The organism is Spiroplasma endosymbiont of Apeira syringaria (assembly GCF_964020205.1).
Lineage (GTDB): Bacteria > Bacillota_I > Bacilli_A > Mycoplasmatales > VBWQ01 > Spiroplasma_E > Spiroplasma_E ixodetis_A.
This window is the reverse complement of the sequence record NZ_OZ026543.1, coordinates 1,448,134-1,465,422: the sequence shown is the minus strand read 5'-3', so window position 1 is coordinate 1,465,422 and position 17,289 is coordinate 1,448,134. Positions and strand designations below refer to the sequence as shown.

Below are 17,289 nucleotides of genomic sequence, written 5' to 3'. Positions count from 1 at the left end.
GAATGGCAACCTTTTTTAGGACTATTTTTTGGTAGACATTTGTTTTTGATAATTAACTGGAGTTAAGTAGTTTAAAGTGCTGTGAATTCTTATGTTGTTATATCAATTGATGTAATCAAATAATTCTAATTTTAATTGGATTAATGATGTAAAATTTTTATCATTAATAAATTCGGTTTTGAAAGTTTTAAAGGTTGCTTCAGCAACAGCGTTATCATAAGGACAACCTTTTTTGCTTAAAGAGCGATTAATATTGAATGCTAGTAAAAGTTTATCAATAATTTTATTATTAAATTCATTACCGCGATCACTATGAAATATTTGAATATCTTTTAAACAGCGATTTGAGTGCATAAATGCTTGATATACTAATGATGCATCTTTTTTAGTACCTACACTATGTCCAATTATTTCGCGGTTAAATAGGTCAATTAATAAACAAATATAGTTTCACTTACCATTTACTTGAACATAAGTTAAATCACTAACAATAACTTCATTTTTAACTCTATTATTAAAGTTTCTATCAACAAGATTTTTTATTGGACTATCGTTAACTTTGTTATTATGATTTTTGTATGATAATTTAGTGTATTTTGATATTAAATTATGTTTATTCATAATTTCTTTAATTTTTCGTCTTGATAAATAAATTTCTTGGTTTTCTAGAATGACTTTTAATCTTCTAGTACCATAAACTTCTTTATTTTCTTTAAAAGCACTAATAACAGCTTCATCATAAATATTATTTTTGATTTTATTTTCTTTTTTCTTTAAATTAAAATAATATGTTGATTTAGAGATTTTTAAAAAATGACACATTGTGCGAATTTTATATTTAACTTTATTTTTGACAATAATTTCTATTTTCTGCCTATTATTAGTGCTGCTTGCTTTAAAATATCATTTTCCATTCTTAATTGTTTTGGAATGGCAACCCTTTTTAGGACTATTTTTTGGTAGACATTTGTTTTTGATAATTAACTGGAGTTAAGTAGTTTAAAGTGCCGTGAATTCTTATGTTGTTATATCAATTGATGTAATCAAATAATTCTAATTTTAATTGGATTAATGATGTAAAATTTTTATCATTAATAAATTCGGTTTTGAAAGTTTTAAAGGTTGCTTCAGCAACAGCGTTATCATAAGGACAACCTTTTTTGCTTAAAGAGCGATTAATATTGAATGCTAGTAAAAGTTTATCAATAATTTTATTATTAAATTCATTACCGCGATCACTATGAAATATTTGAATATCTTTTAAACAGCGATTTGAGTGCATAAATGCTTGATATACTAATGATGCATCTTTTTTAGTACCTACACTATGTCCAATTATTTCGCGGTTAAATAGGTCAATTAATAAACAAATATAGTTTCACTTACCATTTACTTGAACATAAGTTAAATCACTAACAATAACTTCATTTTTAACTCTATTATTAAAGTTTCTATTAACAAGATTGGTTATTTGACTATCATTGACTTTATTATGATAATTTTTGAATGATAATTTAGTGTATTTTGATATTAAATTATGTTTATTCATAATTTCTTTAATTTTTCGTCTTGATAAATAAATTTCTTGGTTTTCTAGAATGACTTTTAATCTTCTAGTACCATAAACTTCTTTATTTTTTTTAAAAGCTGGATGGGTTACACTTTATTGGACACTAATTACGTAGACAAGTGAACAAAGAAAGGAACTATAATTATGGCCAATATTAACTCATATACCGATGAATTTAAAAAACAAATAGTAGCTTTATATCAAAGTGGCAAATCAGTATCTTGCCTTGCTAAAGAATATAATGTTACAAGAGCAGCTACTTACAATTGAATTAAGCAATTTACTAATTCAGGTAGTTTTAAAACTAAAGATAATCGTTCTGTTGAAGAAAATGAATTAATTAAATTAAGAAAAGAATTAAAACAATTAAGAATGGAAAATGATATTTTAAAGCAAGCAGCACTAATAATAGGCAGAAAATAGAAATTATTGTCAAAAATAAAGTTAAATATAAAATTCGCACAATGTGTCATTTTTTAAAAATCTCTAAATCAACATATTATTTTAATTTAAAGAAAAAAGAAAATAAAATCAAAAATAATATTTATGATGAAGCTGTTATTAGTGCTTTTAAAGAAAATAAAGAAGTTTATGGTACTAGAAGATTAAAAGTCATTCTAGAAAACCAAGAAATTTATTTATCAAGACGAAAAATTAAAGAAATTATGAATAAACATAATTTAATATCAAAATACACTAAATTATCATACAAAAATCATAATAACAAAGTTAACGATAGTCCAATAAACAATCTTGTTGATAGAAACTTTAATAATAGAGTTAAAAATGAAGTTATTGTTAGTGATTTAACTTATGTTCAAGTAAATGGTAAGTGAAACTATATTTGTTTATTAATTGACCTATTTAACCGCGAAATAATTGGACATAGTGTAGGTACTAAAAAAGATGCATCATTAGTATATCAAGCATTTATGCACTCAAATCGCTGTTTAAAAGATATTCAAATATTTCATAGTGATCGCGGTAATGAATTTAATAATAAAATTATTGATAAACTTTTACTAGCATTCAATATTAATCGCTCTTTAAGCAAAAAAGGTTGTCCTTATGATAACGCTGTTGCTGAAGCAACCTTTAAAACTTTCAAAACCGAATTTATTAATGATAAAAATTTTACATCATTAATCCAATTAAAATTAGAATTATTTGATTACATCAATTGATATAACAACATAAGAATTCACAGCACTTTAAACTACTTAACTCCAGTTAATTATCAAAAACAAATGTCTACCAAAAAATAGTCCTAAAAAAGGTTGCCATTCCAAGCACTAATAACAGCTTGTTCATAAATATTATTTTGAATTTTATTTTTTTTCTTTAAATTAAAATAATATGTTGATTTAGAGAGTTTTAAAAAATGACACATTGTGCGAATTTTATATTTAGATTTATTATTTGCAATAATCTCTACTTTCTGCCTATTATTAGTGCTGCTTGCTTTAAAATATCATTTTCCATTCTTAATTGTTTTAATTCTTTTCTTAATTTAATTAATTCATTTTCTTCAACAGAACGATTATCTTTAGTTTTAAAACTACCTGAATTAGTAAATTGCTTAATTCAATTGTAAGTAGCTGCTCTTGTAACATTATATTCTTTAACAAGGCAAGATACTGATTTGCCACTTTGATATAAAGCTACTATTTGTTTTTTAAATTCATCGGTATATGAGTTAATATTGGCCATAATTATAGTTCCTTTCTTTGTTCACTTGTCTATGTAATTAGTGTCCAATAAAGTGTAACCCATCCAGTTTTAATTCTTTTCTTAATTTAATTAATTCATTTTCTTCAACAGAACGATTATCTTTAGTTTTAAAACTACCTGAATTAGTAAATTGCTTAATTCAATTGTAAGTAGCTGCTCTTGTAACATTATATTCTTTAGCAAGGCAAGATACTGATTTGCCACTTTGATATAAAGCTACTATTTGTTTTTTAAATTCATCGGTATATGAGTTAATATTGGCCATAATTATAGTTCCTTTCTTTGTTCACTTGTCTACGTAATTAGTGTCCAATAAAGTGTAACCCATCCAGAAGTACTGCTTATACAGTTGATAGACAATGATATATTCTTGAAGTTGCAAGTAAAACTTATAATAACGAAAATAAAGAATTGGCTTATATACAATGTACTTTTAGTTCATTAAATGATAAATTGGCACATAGTGGATTAGCAATTAATCAATATGTACAATTAGGTGCTGTTGGTGAACCAATTGCATTACCAACACTGGATTTAAATAAAAATATCATTTTAGACCCGAATTATTTAAGACCTAGACCAGTTACACATGCTCAAGTAACTTTTTATGGAACTGTCGGTACTATTGCTATTGGATTATGAGGTAGAAACATTAATAAAACTGATAATAAAGAAATTACTATGAATCCAACACATTTAATTTTTCCTTTAAATTGGAATGGCAACCCTTTTTAGGAATATTTTTTGGTAGACATTTGTTTTTGATAATTAACTGGAGTTAAGTAGTTTAAAGTGCCGTGAATTCTTATGTTGTTATATCAATTGATGTAATCAAATAATTCTAATTTTAATTGGATTAATGATGTAAAATTTTTATCATTAATAAATTCGGTTTTGAAAGTTTTAAAGGTTGCTTCAGCAACAGCGTTATCATAAGGACAACCTTTTTTGCTTAAAGAGCGATTAATATTGAATGCTAGTAAAAGTTTATCAATAATTTTATTATTAAATTCATTACCGCGATCACTATGAAATATTTGAATATCTTTTAAACAGCGATTTGAGTGCATAAATGCTTGATATACTAATGATGCATCTTTTTTAGTACCTACACTATGTCCAATTATTTCGCGGTTAAATAGGTCAATTAATAAACAAATATATGGAATGGCAACCTTTTTTAGGACTATTTTTTGGTAGACATTTGTTTTTGATAATTAACTGGAGTTAAGTAGTTTAAAGTGCTGTGAATTCTTATGTTGTTATATCAATTGATGTAATCAAATAATTCTAATTTTAATTGGATTAATGATGTAAAATTTTTATCATTAATAAATTCGGTTTTGAAAGTTTTAAAGGTTGCTTCAGCAACAGCGTTATCATAAGGACAACCTTTTTTGCTTAAAGAGCGATTAATATTGAATGCTAGTAAAAGTTTATCAATAATTTTATTATTAAATTCATTACCGCGATCACTATGAAATATTTGAATATCTTTTAAACAGCGATTTGAGTGCATAAATGCTTGATATACTAATGATGCATCTTTTTTAGTACCTACACTATGTCCAATTATTTCGCGGTTAAATAGGTCAATTAATAAACAAATATAGTTTCACTTACCATTTACTTGAACATAAGTTAAATCACTAACAATAACTTCATTTTTAACTCTATTATTAAAGTTTCTATCAACAAGATTGTTTATTGGACTATCGTTAACTTTGTTATTATGATTTTTGTATGATAATTTAGTGTATTTTGATATTAAATTATGTTTATTCATAATTTCTTTAATTTTTCGTCTTGATAAATAAATTTCTTGGTTTTCTAGAATGACTTTTAATCTTCTAGTACCATAAACTTCTTTATTTTCTTTAAAAGCACTAATAACAGCTTCATCATAAATATTATTTTTGATTTTATTTTCTTTTTTCTTTAAATTAAAATAATATGTTGATTTAGAGATTTTTAAAAAATGACACATTGTGCGAATTTTATATTTAACTTTATTTTTGACAATAATTTCTATTTTCTGCCTATTATTAGTGCTGCTTGCTTTAAAATATCATTTTCCATTCTTAATTGTTTTAATTCTTTTCTTAATTTAATTAATTCATTTTCTTCAACAGAACGATTATCTTTAGTTTTAAAACTACCTGAATTAGTAAATTGCTTAATTCAATTGTAAGTAGCTGCTCTTGTAACATTATATTCTTTAGCAAGGCAAGATACTGATTTGCCACTTTGATATAAAGCTACTATTTGTTTTTTAAATTCATCGGTATATGAGTTAATATTGGCCATAATTATAGTTCCTTTCTTTGTTCACTTGTCTACGTAATTAGTGTCCAATAAAGTGTAACCCATCCAAATTATCAAGCATCTACATATGACCCAGTTAGTTTTAGTGCTTTACCAGAAACAAATTATGTTTTAACTGTGGGAGCAAAATCAACAGTTGATACTTATCAACAATGACAAGAAATTATTGCGCCAAGTTATGATGATGGTGCAAAAAAGACTTTTGAAGGTCATATATTAACAGATGTTGAAAAAACAACTGCGACTAATAAACTAGAAGACAACGGAAAATATACTCCTTATTGAAATAATAATTTTTTAAATGGAGTAAATTTAGATACTGATAAATTTTATACACTTGGTAATCCATATTTTGTATATTTTAATAAAAAACTTAAACAACCGCGTGGTCAAATTAATGATTATATTATTAATAATTTAAAATTTAAAAATTTAAGAAATTTAAATTCTTTAATGTATTTTATTTATAATTCTATGAATGAAATACCATTATCAGTAAGAGAAACAGTTAAAATTCAATTAAATACTATACCAGTATTTGGTAGTTTCTTTAATGGATTTACTGGCGGAATGAATATAGGATTTAAAAAAGTTTCAAATTTATTAATTCCAAAGTTTAATATAGTTAATTTTTTAATGAGTGCTGAATTATATAAATTTTATAGTACTGTACTATATTCAAAACAAACTGAAAAAAATATAATTCCTTATGATGTTTTTAGAAATGGTACACCTGATGAAATACCAGCAATTTTGGGTACAACAAGTCATATGACAAGTTTTACATTTAATTTGACCGATAACATTAAACTTTCAACTTATGATATTGATAATAATAATATTGTTGATACTAAGTATATGAATTTAGTTAATATATCACAAAATAATCCAAATAATAATCAACAAATATATTTATTACCACCAGTAGAAGATTTTGATTTACAATCACCAATTTTTAGTAATGATAATTATAGTGGTTTTTATATAGATATGATTGATATTTTAGTTCAAGGAAAATGTAATTTTAAATTAACATTTTATAGTATTCCAAATGATTATGAAGGCGCTGTAAGTGATGATTTTAGTATTTGAGCAGGAACATACCAAACAGTTGGTAAAGCAAGTGGTAATATAAGATTAATTAAGAATAATTTTTTATTAGCGAATAATACTTATAGTTTTAAAAATAAATATAATTATCCAAAAGCAGTGAATCCACCACCACCTAATGAAATACCACACTCTATTTTTATAGATTTAAGTAATATTCATTTTTCTAATCAGTATTATAATACAGAAAGTAAAAACGGAATGTATTACATAGGACAAAAACAAAGTAATTATCAGTCATGAATAAAAGATATTTCAATTGATATAACGAATTATGGTTATCAATACATAAAAGATTTTATAAATGATTATAAATACTTACAATTAAATTTAAACTTTCAATTAAAATCTCAGGAAGGTGAAGGATTTATAAATGAATTTAATAGTAGTAATCCTATTATAATTGATGATTTAAGAAATATACCTATAAATAATAATGATAATAATAGACATTTATATAGCAATGAAAATGATTATTTTAGTTATAAAGATAATATTGAACATTCTGGTAATAATTGTAAGTATTTGGTTTATAGAGAAGCGATAGAATTATCAAATTATTATATTAATCCTACTTTAAATGAAAATCAATATTTTTATAAAAATTTAGGAGATACCAATTTAAATGTTGATAAACATAAAAAAACAATAACATTTTTACAATTATGAGTAATTATTAACATAAATGAAAATACTAACAAAATTAATATAACATTTAATTTTATTGGTTCTTTAATAGCATTTACTGGTGCAAATGTTAATTATCAAGGTGAAATTAACTTTAATAATATACAAATTTCACCAAGATTAACATAACAATTAGAAAGGTGGTGGTAATTATGTTAAATGAAAATGAAATGAAAGAAGGTAATAGTATGGAAGAAAAAGAAAAAGATGAACAAGAAGAAACTAAGGAAGAAGAAGTAAAATAAGAAGAAAATACTGAAAAAGAATCTGAATCTGAAGAGAAAAAAGAATCAGAAACTGAAGAAGTTAAAGAACCAACTTTAGAAGATAAATATAAAGAATTAGAAGAAAAATATAATGCTTTATATAAAGAAAAAACTGATAAAGATAGAGAAATTAGACATTCAGAAAGTTATAAAAAATATGATTTATCACATGAAAATATTAATTTATTAAAAAGATATCTTGGAGATAAAGATGATATTGAAGAAGAATTATCATTATTAAATAAAGATTTTCCGCATTTATTTAATAAAAATAAAGATACAAATATTAGTAATTCTTTAGATGTAAAAGATAAATTTAAAGAAGAAAAAGAAGATGAAGTAGATACTAGAAAAATAGGAATGGTAGGTTAAAAATATGGCAATTATTACAACACAATCAACAACAATTAATGACCCTAGTACACCTAGTGGTAAAGCAGATTTATCTGTTAAATATCTTAAAAATTTAAAAGTTTTATTATCAAAAAGAGTAGCATTAATTAATGCAACAGTAGAAAATAGAGAACAATTAGATGCTGGTACTGCTATTTATAATATTACTAAAAGAAATATTACTGAAGATTATACAGCGGGTGCTGGTACTAATAATCCAACAGCAATGAATACAATACAAATTCTTTTAGATAAAAAGAAAGAAATTAATTTTGAAGAAGAAACACTTGATTTAAAACGTTTAGGTGCAAGATATGAAGATGGTAATGTTATTATTTCTGATAGTTTAGCATCTAGTTGAATTGATGCAAAAGCAAAATCAGTAGAAGTATATTTAGTTGCAAAATTATTATCATTAGCAGTTAAAACAGCAAAAAATAATGGAATTATTAATATTGCATTACCCAGTTCACCAAAAATAGATGATTATAGAATGTTATTATGATTAAAAATATCAAATACTGGATGGGTTACACTTTATTGGACACTAATTACATAGACAAGTGAACAAAGAAAGGAACTATAATTATGGCCAATATTAACTCATATACCGATGAATTTAAAAAACAAATAGTAGCTTTATATCAAAGTGGCAAATCAGTATCTTGCCTTGTTAAAGAATATAATGTTACAAGAGCAGCTACTTACAATTGAATTAAGCAATTTACTAATTCAGGTAGTTTTAAAACTAAAGATAATCGTTCTGTTGAAGAAAATGAATTAATTAAATTAAGAAAAGAATTAAAACAATTAAGAATGGAAAATGATATTTTAAAGCAAGCAGCACTAATAATAGGCAGAAAGTAGAGATTATTGCAAATAATAAATCTAAATATAAAATTCGCACAATGTGTCATTTTTTAAAACTCTCTAAATCAACATATTATTTTAATTTAAAGAAAAAAAATAAAATTCAAAATAATATTTATGAACAAGCTGTTATTAGTGCTTTTAAAAAAAATAAAGAAGTTTATGGTACTAGAAGATTAAAAGTCATTCTAGAAAACCAAGAAATTTATTTATCAAGACGAAAAATTAAAGAAATTATGAATAAACATAATTTAATATCAAAATACACTAAATTATCATTCAAAAATTATCATAATAAAGTCAATGATAGTCAAATAACCAATCTTGTTAATAGAAACTTTAATAATAGAGTTAAAAATGAAGTTATTGTTAGTGATTTAACTTATGTTCAAGTAAATGGTAAGTGAAAATATATTTGTTTATTAATTGACCTATTTAACCGCGAAATAATTGGACATAGTGTAGGTACTAAAAAAGATGCATCATTAGTATATCAAGCATTTATGCACTCAAATCGCTGTTTAAAAGATATTCAAATATTTCATAGTGATCGCGGTAATGAATTTAATAATAAAATTATTGATAAACTTTTACTAGCATTCAATATTAATCGCTCTTTAAGCAAAAAAGGTTGTCCTTATGATAACGCTGTTGCTGAAGCAACCTTTAAAACTTTCAAAACCGAATTTATTAATGATAAAAATTTTACATCATTAATCCAATTAAAATTCGAATTATTTGATTACATCAATTGATATAACAACATAAGAATTCACGGCACTTTAAACTACTTAACTCCAGTTAATTATCAAAAACAAATGTCTACCAAAAAATAGTCCTAAAAAGGGTTGCCATTCCAAATTTTCATAAGTTTTTAGTTAGTGATGGTAAAGCATTACGTCCAGATTTAGTTAAAGGGTTTACAGTTACTTCAAGTGTAGATATTGCTACAGCAATTGAATTTACTAATTTAGGTGCTATTACTATGGTGGGTACTGAACCAACAGCAGATGAAGTAGAAAAAGCAGTTATTGCTAAAAATCCTAATTATATTAAAGGTAATGCTAATTTTTCAGATTTAAAAGCAACAAGCGCTAATGTTGAAGGTAAAACATTATATGATGGTTCTTTACAAGTAACTTTTACAAAGAAGTAATTTAAATGCCTATTATCTTACTTTTAAGAATGATATTAGAAACTGCTGTTAATGATATACAAACTGCTGAATTAATAGAAAAATTTAAAAAAAATAATAGTTTATTTAATAGTTTTTTAAAAAATCCAGCAGGAATATTAAAAAATCAATTAATGTCAAAAGTATTAGGACAAGGTAAATCACAAAAAGAATTATCAGAATTTCAACAAGTTTTACAAAAATTAACTAATTTACCAGTAATTCATAAAAAAATAATGACACATATTACAAATAATAATATTGCTAAATTACAACATATTCAAAAACAATATTTAAATGGTAAATCATTAATGGATAAAGGTAAAGAAATCATTATGAATTCTTTAACACAAGAAGATTATGACAGTATGATTGGAGTTTATGTAAATTTATCTAGTAGTGCATTAGCGGGTGGTATGTGAACTCCAGTAGTACAAGCACAATCTGGTACTTATGGTATTGCTACATTAACATATAGAACTAATTTAAGTAAATCATATGATTATTTTAATGTTTCAAGAGAAACTTGAATTGATATGTGTAAAGCCACAGGTTCTCATGGTAGTGGTGCTAATAAAATATTTATTAATCAATATTTAGGCGGAGTGCGTAAAACAAGAGAAGAAATGAATGCTACCGTTAGAAAAAATGTTAATCAATTAAATAGAGCAGTAACTAAACCTAATAAATCAGTTATTAGTACAGTTAATAAATCACAAGCAGTACAAGGATATGGAAGGTATAAAGATTATGGCAAACAAAAATAATATTGATTGAAATGTAAATTTAAATTATATTACAAAAGATGATTTAAAAACTATATATGGTTTTATACCAGATGCTGACCAAACTACTACTGATAATACTAAAACTGATTTAACAATTATGGCAATTGCTATATCAAGTGAAAGAATTAATACTATTACTGGTAATCAAATTGAAGTAATAGAATTTAAAAATCTTAATGAAACTCAACAACAATTAGTTAAAAGAGCAACAGCAAGAATGACTATTTATTATTTAACTGATGGTATGGCATTTATAAGAAGTTCTGTATCTATTAGTGGTAATGGTTTATCAAGTAGTATTAGTCCACCAAGTGAACCAGATTATGTATTAATGGAAGTATATAATTTATTACAACAAGCAAATTTACATACTCCAAGAAAAGCAATTAATAATCCTATTTCATGTAATACAGATAATTTTAATACACCTAGTATATTTGATGAAAGTGATAGAAGAGTAATTACTTGAGATTCTGGTAATAAAACATTTTTACAAAAAATGGGATTAATTGAAGGTACTGGTATAAAAATAGATGATGTTAGTGATACTATACCTAAATTAAAAATTCATGTTGATAGTAATATTGATTCATTATGAGAAGTTGATAAAGATAATACTAATTTTATTAAACCAAAAGATGATAAAGGTATTGATGTTAATGGAAAAAGACTTATTGATGTTGGAACACCTACTTTTTTAACAGATGGTACAAATAAAGAATATGTTGATAAAAAACAAGATAAATTAACTGCTGGTGAAAATATTAAAATTGAAAATAATGTTATTAGTGCTACTGGTGGTTCTGCTGATTTAACTGATTATTATAAAAAAGAAGAAATAGATAAAAAATTAGATGATGATTTTGGACACATTGATAGAAAAAAACAAGATATTACAGATAATAATTTACAAACAACAGCAAAAACTATTGTTGAAGCAATTAATGAAATTAATAAAAAACAACCAAGTGGTTCAAATTGAAAAGAAGTAGGGATTATTTCTGGAAAAAACACAACCATTAATTATGATTTTAAAATAAATACTTCATATAGATTATCATTTAGTTGAATTCCTAACAATATTAATGTATCAGTTATTCAACATTTAAATTTTTATATTTTACAAGAAAAAGTACCATTTTCAGTTTTACAAACTTTTTATCAAGAAAATAATGCCAATTTAAGATTATGTATGAGTAATAATTTAATGGCAGTTATAAATAGTAAAGATGAAAAAGTTGATAATTGTTTATATAAATTAGAAGAATTGCAGAAATAATATTATGATTTTTAAAATTATAAAAATTATTTTAGGTTTAATTGGAGTCATTTTATCATCCGCAACAGCAGGTTTAATTATATTTATTATAGTAAAAATTGTATTAAAAATTAATCAAATATTTTAGAAAGGTGGTGATTTAATATGGATACTACAGCAATAATTATCATTGCTAATTTATGTATTAATGGTGGTTATGTATTAGTTAAATTTGGAAATGCTTTAATTTCTTTTGGTAAATCTTTAACAGACCCAAATAAAAAAGCACTTAAAAAACAAAATAAAATTAATAAATTACAAAGTAAGTTAAATTCTATTAATAAAACCAATGAAGTTAAAAGTATTTATTAAAATTTATTGAAAATTTCCAAAAAAATAATATATAATAAAAAAATACTTACTTAAGGTAGGTATGGGATAATTTATTAATTTCTTACAAATTAGGTTGGCACCTAATGAAAATAGTTACCATTTGGTAACTATTTTTTTTGTATTACATTTTTGGTGAATTTGGTTTATTTTCATTATTTAATATTTTTGAATCACCATAATAATTAAAATTTATTTCTGCTATATCTATGGCTTGTTTTAATATATCTGTTTTAGTATCTAAATTAACATTAACAGATTTTTTCATTTGTTTTTCATGTTGTGCAATTGCAACATCTGCTAATAAGTTTAAATTTTCCAATTCAGTCATATGATTAATTCATAATTCAACAAGTTTTAGAGCACTATTTTTATCTTTCATCTAAACTATCCTTTCAAAATAAAAAACCAGTTACTTGAAAAAAATAACAGGTTAAAAACTTATATTAAGTTTTAATAATATAATATCATAATATCTATACTAAATATAGATAATTTAATTATTTATCCACATTTTATAAACAATTATATGTGGTTGCTCTGTATACTGGTTGTGTTCTTTCTAAAACATCATTAATTAATCTTGCATTTTCGCTAGTAAATGTTGTTTCTTGCATTTCTTCATTATGATGATTTGTTTCCATAGGTAATAAATTATGAATTATTTCACTTGCCCCAGCAACAATAGTAGGAACTGCATAAGCATTCATAAAATCATTATTAATACCCATAGCAACACCACTACTAATCAAACATCCACCAGTAGCCATATTTGCTATTTTTCTAATTGTTTCAAATTTACTTGGAATTATTTCAGTAATTCCAGCAATTAAATTCGCAATACCATATGAATTTAAACTAATAAATGTATCTCAATCCATTTGTCCCATAAATTCAGTATTTTGTATCATAAAAACTAGGTTTTGTCCCAAATCTGGTGGGAAAGGATTTACTGTGGTAGTTGTTGTTGGACTTTCTGTTGGATTAGGATTAATATCAGCATTAGTAAATTTAGCATAATTAACTATTCCAATTGTTCCTAATCCTAATAATATTTTTTTATAACTATTAAGTAATTTAGTTTTTGTACTTGGCATTTGATTTAAATTTCATATATCAATCCCGAATTTTTTTGAAAATAATAAAGCATTAATACTACCTAATATTGGATTTCCTATTAATTGACCATAATAAGCACTTGTACCTATCATTGCAGATAATGGACTAATTCCCGTTCTTATTAATTTTAATAAAGTATAATTTGATTGTGAATTTTCTGTATTTGGCATTTTCTATTCTCCTTTTATAAATTTAAATTGCATATGTCCAATAGTATCTCTATTATTACCAACTATAATTAAATAACCAGTTTGATTATTTTCTAATATTCATGAATAATAAATATATTGTGGATATAATTTTGGATATAAATTTAATGCTAATAAATAACATAAAGCATCTTCCTTATTTTTTAATAATCCTACTGTGGGACATTTTATTTCTTTTGGACTTTTTTCATTATAAAATCATTCAGTTCTAATATTTCTCATTATTTCACCTTCTTTTATTCTCAATCAAATTCATTAAAACTATCTTGTATTATTCGCATATATTCTTTATCATTATTTTTTCTGGCTTCTAATCATTGTTCCATTAATCATTTTGCTAAATCTCATTTAGTCATTATTTCACATCCTTTTCTTCATCACACATATCGCATTCTCCAAAATAATAATATTCTACGTTATAATATATATAATGTTTACATGGTTTTAAATTATCTTGATTCATAATCAAATTCACCTTCTAAAATTTTGATTTTCATTTCTTGCATATATAATAAAATTTTGTTTGTGTCATGGCATATTTTATAAATATCAGATTTTCCAGTTAATACTTTTATTTCATTATTTAAATATTTAACAAATTTTTCTTTATTCATTATTACTTTTACCTTTCATTAAACTTCAAAATTTTCTATAATTTCTTCTTCTTTTTCTAATTCTTTTAATTTAGATAAAGCAGAATTTATATAAGTATTATCAATATCATTATTTGAATCAATAATTTTAACTTCAACATGATTATTGTTACTTGGATTATCAATATATATTTTTTCTGTTTCAGTAATGATTGCTTGGTCATTTTCATAAGCATTTTGCATATCAACTGACATAATTCCTCATTTTCTTAATAATTGAGTTAATACAGTTTTTAATGCCATTGCTTCAAAACTACTAACAATAAATTTTTTATTTTTTTTATAAGTTTCTGAATAAGTATTAAAATGTTCTTCTATTTGTTCTTTTGACATATATAAATATTTTTCATAACCATTTTTTAATTTAAAATAAGCAACATAACCAATAATAGGTTGTTTCAATCTTTCTAATTCATTTTGAATTCAATTAAATTTCATACCTTTTAATCTATCTATTTTTTTAATTTCACCAAATTTAACATCACTTACATTAATTTCTTTATATTGTTGACTACGTAATGCTAATTGAATATAACCTTTATAGCCCATTTGAAACTGCGCTTCTTTAACTTGTTTTCAATTGCCTTGTTCATCTTTATATTTTCTATTAAAAGGTACAACTCAACAATAACCAAAATTCTTTTCTAATGGTAATTGTAATAATGTTGCTTGATAACATTCTTCTAAAGTTGTTTTATTTGCTGGTAATCCTAATTGATTTTTAATTGCTAAAACATTACTTTTAAATCTTTGTATTTCTTTATTATCAATATTACCTTGATTTTTTTCATTAAATCATTGTTCAATAGTTAATGAATTTTTATTATTAGTTAAATCATTACTCATTATTTTCTTCTCCTTCATCTCAAATTATTTTTTCAGCATTTAATATTTTTAATATTTCATCTAATTTTTTATTAATTTTTCCTATATGTTTTAATAAAATTAAAGTTTGATTATCCATAATTTTTCTCCTATCATTTTTTAATTTTTTTAAATCTATTATCTAAATGTACTTCAATATTTTTACTAGGATTAACTATTAAATGACTATTCATAACAATTCAATTATTTTGGTTACTATCTAATTTTTGTGGTAACTTATCAAATTCAAGTGAATTACAAGAATAAATATTTATTTCTTTAATTGATTTTTCATTAATCATTTTTATCATTCTTTTCTAATCTAAATTTAAAAATAAAATCTATATCATTTTTTTCAAATTCTTTTTTTACAATTTTATTTCAATTTTTATATTGAATTTCATTTTTAAAACTTAATAATATACTTAATAAGTTATCTTTTATTTCTTCATAATTTCATTGTTCATCTGTGATTACTGATGTAGCACAAATAATTTTTTTTACTTTTCTATTCATTCTTTAGGTTTTCCTCTTTTTAATGATTCTTTAATATTATTTTTTAAAATATTTAATTCTTTAATTTGACCTCTTAAAACATCTAATTCTCATAAATTTATTTGACTTAAATTAATTTCTTCAATTTTATATTCTAAATATTCAATTCTAACATTAAGACTTTTAACTAATAATTCATTAAAGTTACATTTTTTATTTTTACAATATTCCATTTTATATTCCATTTTTATCTTCTCCTTTAAAATAATCTCTTTTTGCCTTAAATCATTCAAGTAATAATTCATTTGTTATTTCAATTTCAATTTCTTCTTGATTATTTTTATTAGTTAAATAAACATAAGTTTTATTTGATATATTAATGCCGATTTGACCACTTTTAATCATTCAATAATAAGCAGTTAATTGTAATTGAATTCTTTTTAATTTATCATCATCAATACAAGCATAAGTTTTATAATCTACTAAATAATATTTATTATCTTTTTTATCTAAATAAACTAAATCTGGTGTTCCAGCAATTACACTGTCATTAATAGGTTTTTCAATAATAAATTCATAATTATTTTTATCTTTAAATTTTTCTTTTAAAAATATAAGTGATTTTTTACAATAAGAATAATTTATTGAATTAGTTAATGGTTTTACTTTTTTTAATAAATCATTAATTATATTTTCTTGATTAATATTTTGTAAATATAATTCATTAAGTTTATGAACTCATTTACCTCGAACTGAAGCATTTTTTAATACTTCTGGTGATATATGACTATATCCAAAACCTAAATAATTATCAATAATTCTAGAAACTGATATTAATTCTTTATCTTCAAAAAAATATTGATGCGTTTCTTTTTTAAAAATTAATTTGGACATTCGACAATACCTTTAACACGAGCATCGTATTTAATAATTATTTTCTTAAATTTATGTTCTTGAATAGAACCTTTAAAATTTCAATTTTCTCAATTTTTATCAAATACTTTTCATAAATTATTATTAAAATTATTGAAATCACATCGATAAGTCATGTTTATTTTCCTTTCATTAATTAAGTTTTTGATTTAATTTGTCATTATTTAAATTTATGTCTAATTCCATTACTAATATTTCATATTTTTCAATATAAGCCTCTTTGATTAAATGATGTTTATAATTTCTATGAAAGTTATTAGCATTTTCAATTGTAGAAAATAATTTATATTTTATTTGGCCAGTATAATTAACTTCATATTTTAATAAGTAAGCATATTTCATTTTTATTTTTCTCCTTTATTTTATTTATTGTGTTATGATATTGTTAATGAGGTATGTATTTATATATAAACCCCTATTTTTTTAAATAATACAAATGTAATTATTAATATAA

Annotated in this window: 26 protein-coding genes and 2 pseudogenes; 9 read left to right on the top strand and 19 right to left on the bottom strand. The window is 23.2% G+C overall.

The window, feature by feature from the left end:
- Positions 1–21 precede the first annotated feature (21 nt).
- Together AACL02_RS09040 and AACL02_RS09035 are read right to left on the bottom strand one after the other, a co-directional pair.
- Positions 22–921 carry an IS3 family transposase gene (locus tag AACL02_RS09040; protein WP_339043700.1) on the bottom strand — a complete coding sequence of 300 codons (900 nt, stop codon included), beginning with the start codon at positions 919–921 and terminating at the stop codon, positions 22–24.
- A 28-nt stretch (positions 922–949) separates the two neighbouring features.
- Positions 950–1,636 (bottom strand): annotated as a pseudogene (locus AACL02_RS09035) (IS3 family transposase); the annotation flags it as partial.
- A 78-nt stretch (positions 1,637–1,714) separates the two neighbouring features.
- On the opposite strand from AACL02_RS09035, the gene AACL02_RS09030 reads away from it, so the two are divergent.
- A protein-coding gene (locus AACL02_RS09030; protein WP_339040217.1) for an IS3 family transposase occupies positions 1,715–2,835 on the top strand; the annotation gives its coding sequence in 2 pieces (ribosomal slippage) (positions 1,715–1,958 and positions 1,958–2,835; 1,122 coding nt in all).
- A 2-nt stretch (positions 2,836–2,837) separates the two neighbouring features.
- Here AACL02_RS09030 and AACL02_RS09025 read toward each other — a convergent pair.
- From AACL02_RS09025 to AACL02_RS09015, 3 genes are read right to left on the bottom strand one after another with little or no spacing between them, the layout of a single operon-like run.
- On the bottom strand, positions 2,838–2,960 hold the full coding sequence (locus tag AACL02_RS09025; protein WP_339041004.1) for a hypothetical protein: 123 nt from the start codon (positions 2,958–2,960) through the stop codon (positions 2,838–2,840).
- Positions 2,961–3,001: 41 nt separating this feature from the next.
- A complete protein-coding gene (locus tag AACL02_RS09020; protein WP_339040490.1) occupies positions 3,002–3,280 on the bottom strand; it encodes a transposase in 279 nt (92 codons plus the stop codon).
- A 37-nt stretch (positions 3,281–3,317) separates the two neighbouring features.
- The gene (locus AACL02_RS09015) at positions 3,318–3,566 is read right to left on the bottom strand and encodes a transposase (protein WP_339041002.1); all 249 of its coding nucleotides are present in this window, start codon (positions 3,564–3,566) and stop codon (positions 3,318–3,320) included.
- A 146-nt stretch (positions 3,567–3,712) separates the two neighbouring features.
- Between AACL02_RS09015 and AACL02_RS09010 the strand changes: the two genes are divergently transcribed.
- Positions 3,713–4,036, top strand: a complete 324-nt coding sequence (locus tag AACL02_RS09010) for a hypothetical protein (RefSeq protein WP_339041000.1) — start codon at positions 3,713–3,715, stop codon at positions 4,034–4,036.
- Here AACL02_RS09010 and AACL02_RS09005 read toward each other — a convergent pair.
- Together AACL02_RS09005 and AACL02_RS09000 are read right to left on the bottom strand one after the other, a co-directional pair.
- Positions 4,033–4,464 (bottom strand): annotated as a pseudogene (locus tag AACL02_RS09005) (IS3 family transposase); the annotation flags it as partial. The gene AACL02_RS09010 and the pseudogene AACL02_RS09005 overlap by 4 nt on opposite strands.
- A gap of 23 nt (positions 4,465–4,487) precedes the next feature.
- Positions 4,488–5,608 (bottom strand): IS3 family transposase gene (locus tag AACL02_RS09000; RefSeq protein ID WP_339040217.1). Its coding sequence is split into 2 segments (ribosomal slippage): positions 4,488–5,365 and positions 5,365–5,608, totalling 1,122 coding nucleotides; the frame shifts between segments, so codons are not numbered across the junction.
- Between the two features lie 135 nt (positions 5,609–5,743).
- Between AACL02_RS09000 and AACL02_RS08995 the strand changes: the two genes are divergently transcribed.
- The 7 genes from AACL02_RS08995 to AACL02_RS08965 all read left to right on the top strand — a co-directional run bounded on the left by AACL02_RS08995 (position 5,744) and on the right by AACL02_RS08965 (position 12,544).
- Positions 5,744–7,552, top strand: coding sequence for a hypothetical protein (locus tag AACL02_RS08995; RefSeq protein ID WP_339040998.1), 1,809 nt, complete (start codon positions 5,744–5,746; stop codon positions 7,550–7,552).
- A gap of 513 nt (positions 7,553–8,065) precedes the next feature.
- Complete coding sequence (locus AACL02_RS08990; RefSeq protein ID WP_339040996.1) at positions 8,066–8,641, top strand: hypothetical protein; 576 nt, start codon at positions 8,066–8,068, stop codon at positions 8,639–8,641.
- A 29-nt stretch (positions 8,642–8,670) separates the two neighbouring features.
- Positions 8,671–9,788 (top strand): IS3 family transposase gene (locus AACL02_RS08985; protein ID WP_339040349.1). Its coding sequence is split into 2 segments (ribosomal slippage): positions 8,671–8,914 and positions 8,914–9,788, totalling 1,119 coding nucleotides; the frame shifts between segments, so codons are not numbered across the junction.
- Between the two features lie 149 nt (positions 9,789–9,937).
- Entirely contained in the window at positions 9,938–10,108 is a 171-nt protein-coding gene (locus tag AACL02_RS08980; protein WP_339040994.1) for a hypothetical protein, read from the top strand.
- Positions 10,109–10,113: 5 nt separating this feature from the next.
- The gene (locus tag AACL02_RS08975; protein ID WP_339040992.1) at positions 10,114–10,893 is read left to right on the top strand and encodes a hypothetical protein; all 780 of its coding nucleotides are present in this window, start codon (positions 10,114–10,116) and stop codon (positions 10,891–10,893) included.
- Positions 10,877–12,193 carry a hypothetical protein gene (locus AACL02_RS08970; RefSeq protein ID WP_339040990.1) on the top strand — a complete coding sequence of 439 codons (1,317 nt, stop codon included), beginning with the start codon at positions 10,877–10,879 and terminating at the stop codon, positions 12,191–12,193. The genes AACL02_RS08975 and AACL02_RS08970 overlap by 17 nt, the downstream gene beginning before the upstream one ends.
- A gap of 144 nt (positions 12,194–12,337) precedes the next feature.
- On the top strand, positions 12,338–12,544 hold the full coding sequence (locus AACL02_RS08965; protein WP_339040988.1) for a hypothetical protein: 207 nt from the start codon (positions 12,338–12,340) through the stop codon (positions 12,542–12,544).
- 142 nt (positions 12,545–12,686) lie between these two features.
- Here the strand turns inward: AACL02_RS08965 and AACL02_RS08960 are convergent, their stop codons facing one another.
- The 12 genes from AACL02_RS08960 to AACL02_RS08905 form a co-directional block, all read right to left on the bottom strand.
- Positions 12,687–12,944, bottom strand: coding sequence for a hypothetical protein (locus AACL02_RS08960; RefSeq protein WP_339040986.1), 258 nt, complete (start codon positions 12,942–12,944; stop codon positions 12,687–12,689).
- A 133-nt stretch (positions 12,945–13,077) separates the two neighbouring features.
- Positions 13,078–13,851: a hypothetical protein gene (locus AACL02_RS08955; protein ID WP_339040984.1), complete on the bottom strand. Its 774-nt coding sequence runs from the start codon at positions 13,849–13,851 to the stop codon at positions 13,078–13,080.
- Between the two features lie 3 nt (positions 13,852–13,854).
- Positions 13,855–14,112, bottom strand: a complete 258-nt coding sequence (locus tag AACL02_RS08950; protein ID WP_339040982.1) for a hypothetical protein — start codon at positions 14,110–14,112, stop codon at positions 13,855–13,857.
- 227 nt (positions 14,113–14,339) lie between these two features.
- On the bottom strand, positions 14,340–14,504 hold the full coding sequence (locus tag AACL02_RS08945; protein WP_339040980.1) for a hypothetical protein: 165 nt from the start codon (positions 14,502–14,504) through the stop codon (positions 14,340–14,342).
- Between the two features lie 18 nt (positions 14,505–14,522).
- Positions 14,523–15,389: a recombinase RecT gene (locus AACL02_RS08940; protein WP_339040978.1), complete on the bottom strand. Its 867-nt coding sequence runs from the start codon at positions 15,387–15,389 to the stop codon at positions 14,523–14,525.
- On the bottom strand, positions 15,382–15,507 hold the full coding sequence (locus AACL02_RS08935) for a hypothetical protein (protein WP_339040976.1): 126 nt from the start codon (positions 15,505–15,507) through the stop codon (positions 15,382–15,384). Before AACL02_RS08935 ends, AACL02_RS08940 begins: the two co-directional genes overlap by 8 nt.
- A gap of 10 nt (positions 15,508–15,517) precedes the next feature.
- A complete protein-coding gene (locus AACL02_RS08930; RefSeq protein ID WP_339040974.1) occupies positions 15,518–15,709 on the bottom strand; it encodes a hypothetical protein in 192 nt (63 codons plus the stop codon).
- Complete coding sequence (locus tag AACL02_RS08925) at positions 15,702–15,923, bottom strand: hypothetical protein (RefSeq protein WP_339040972.1); 222 nt, start codon at positions 15,921–15,923, stop codon at positions 15,702–15,704. The genes AACL02_RS08930 and AACL02_RS08925 overlap by 8 nt, the downstream gene beginning before the upstream one ends.
- Entirely contained in the window at positions 15,908–16,147 is a 240-nt protein-coding gene (locus tag AACL02_RS08920) for a hypothetical protein (RefSeq protein WP_339040970.1), read from the bottom strand. The genes AACL02_RS08925 and AACL02_RS08920 overlap by 16 nt, the downstream gene beginning before the upstream one ends.
- The gene (locus AACL02_RS08915) at positions 16,137–16,796 is read right to left on the bottom strand and encodes a PD-(D/E)XK nuclease family protein (protein ID WP_339040968.1); all 660 of its coding nucleotides are present in this window, start codon (positions 16,794–16,796) and stop codon (positions 16,137–16,139) included. The genes AACL02_RS08920 and AACL02_RS08915 overlap by 11 nt, the downstream gene beginning before the upstream one ends.
- The gene (locus AACL02_RS08910) at positions 16,784–16,951 is read right to left on the bottom strand and encodes a hypothetical protein (RefSeq protein ID WP_339040966.1); all 168 of its coding nucleotides are present in this window, start codon (positions 16,949–16,951) and stop codon (positions 16,784–16,786) included. Before AACL02_RS08910 ends, AACL02_RS08915 begins: the two co-directional genes overlap by 13 nt.
- 16 nt (positions 16,952–16,967) lie before the next feature.
- Positions 16,968–17,177 carry a hypothetical protein gene (locus tag AACL02_RS08905; RefSeq protein ID WP_339040964.1) on the bottom strand — a complete coding sequence of 70 codons (210 nt, stop codon included), beginning with the start codon at positions 17,175–17,177 and terminating at the stop codon, positions 16,968–16,970.
- Positions 17,178–17,289: the final 112 nt, after the last annotated feature.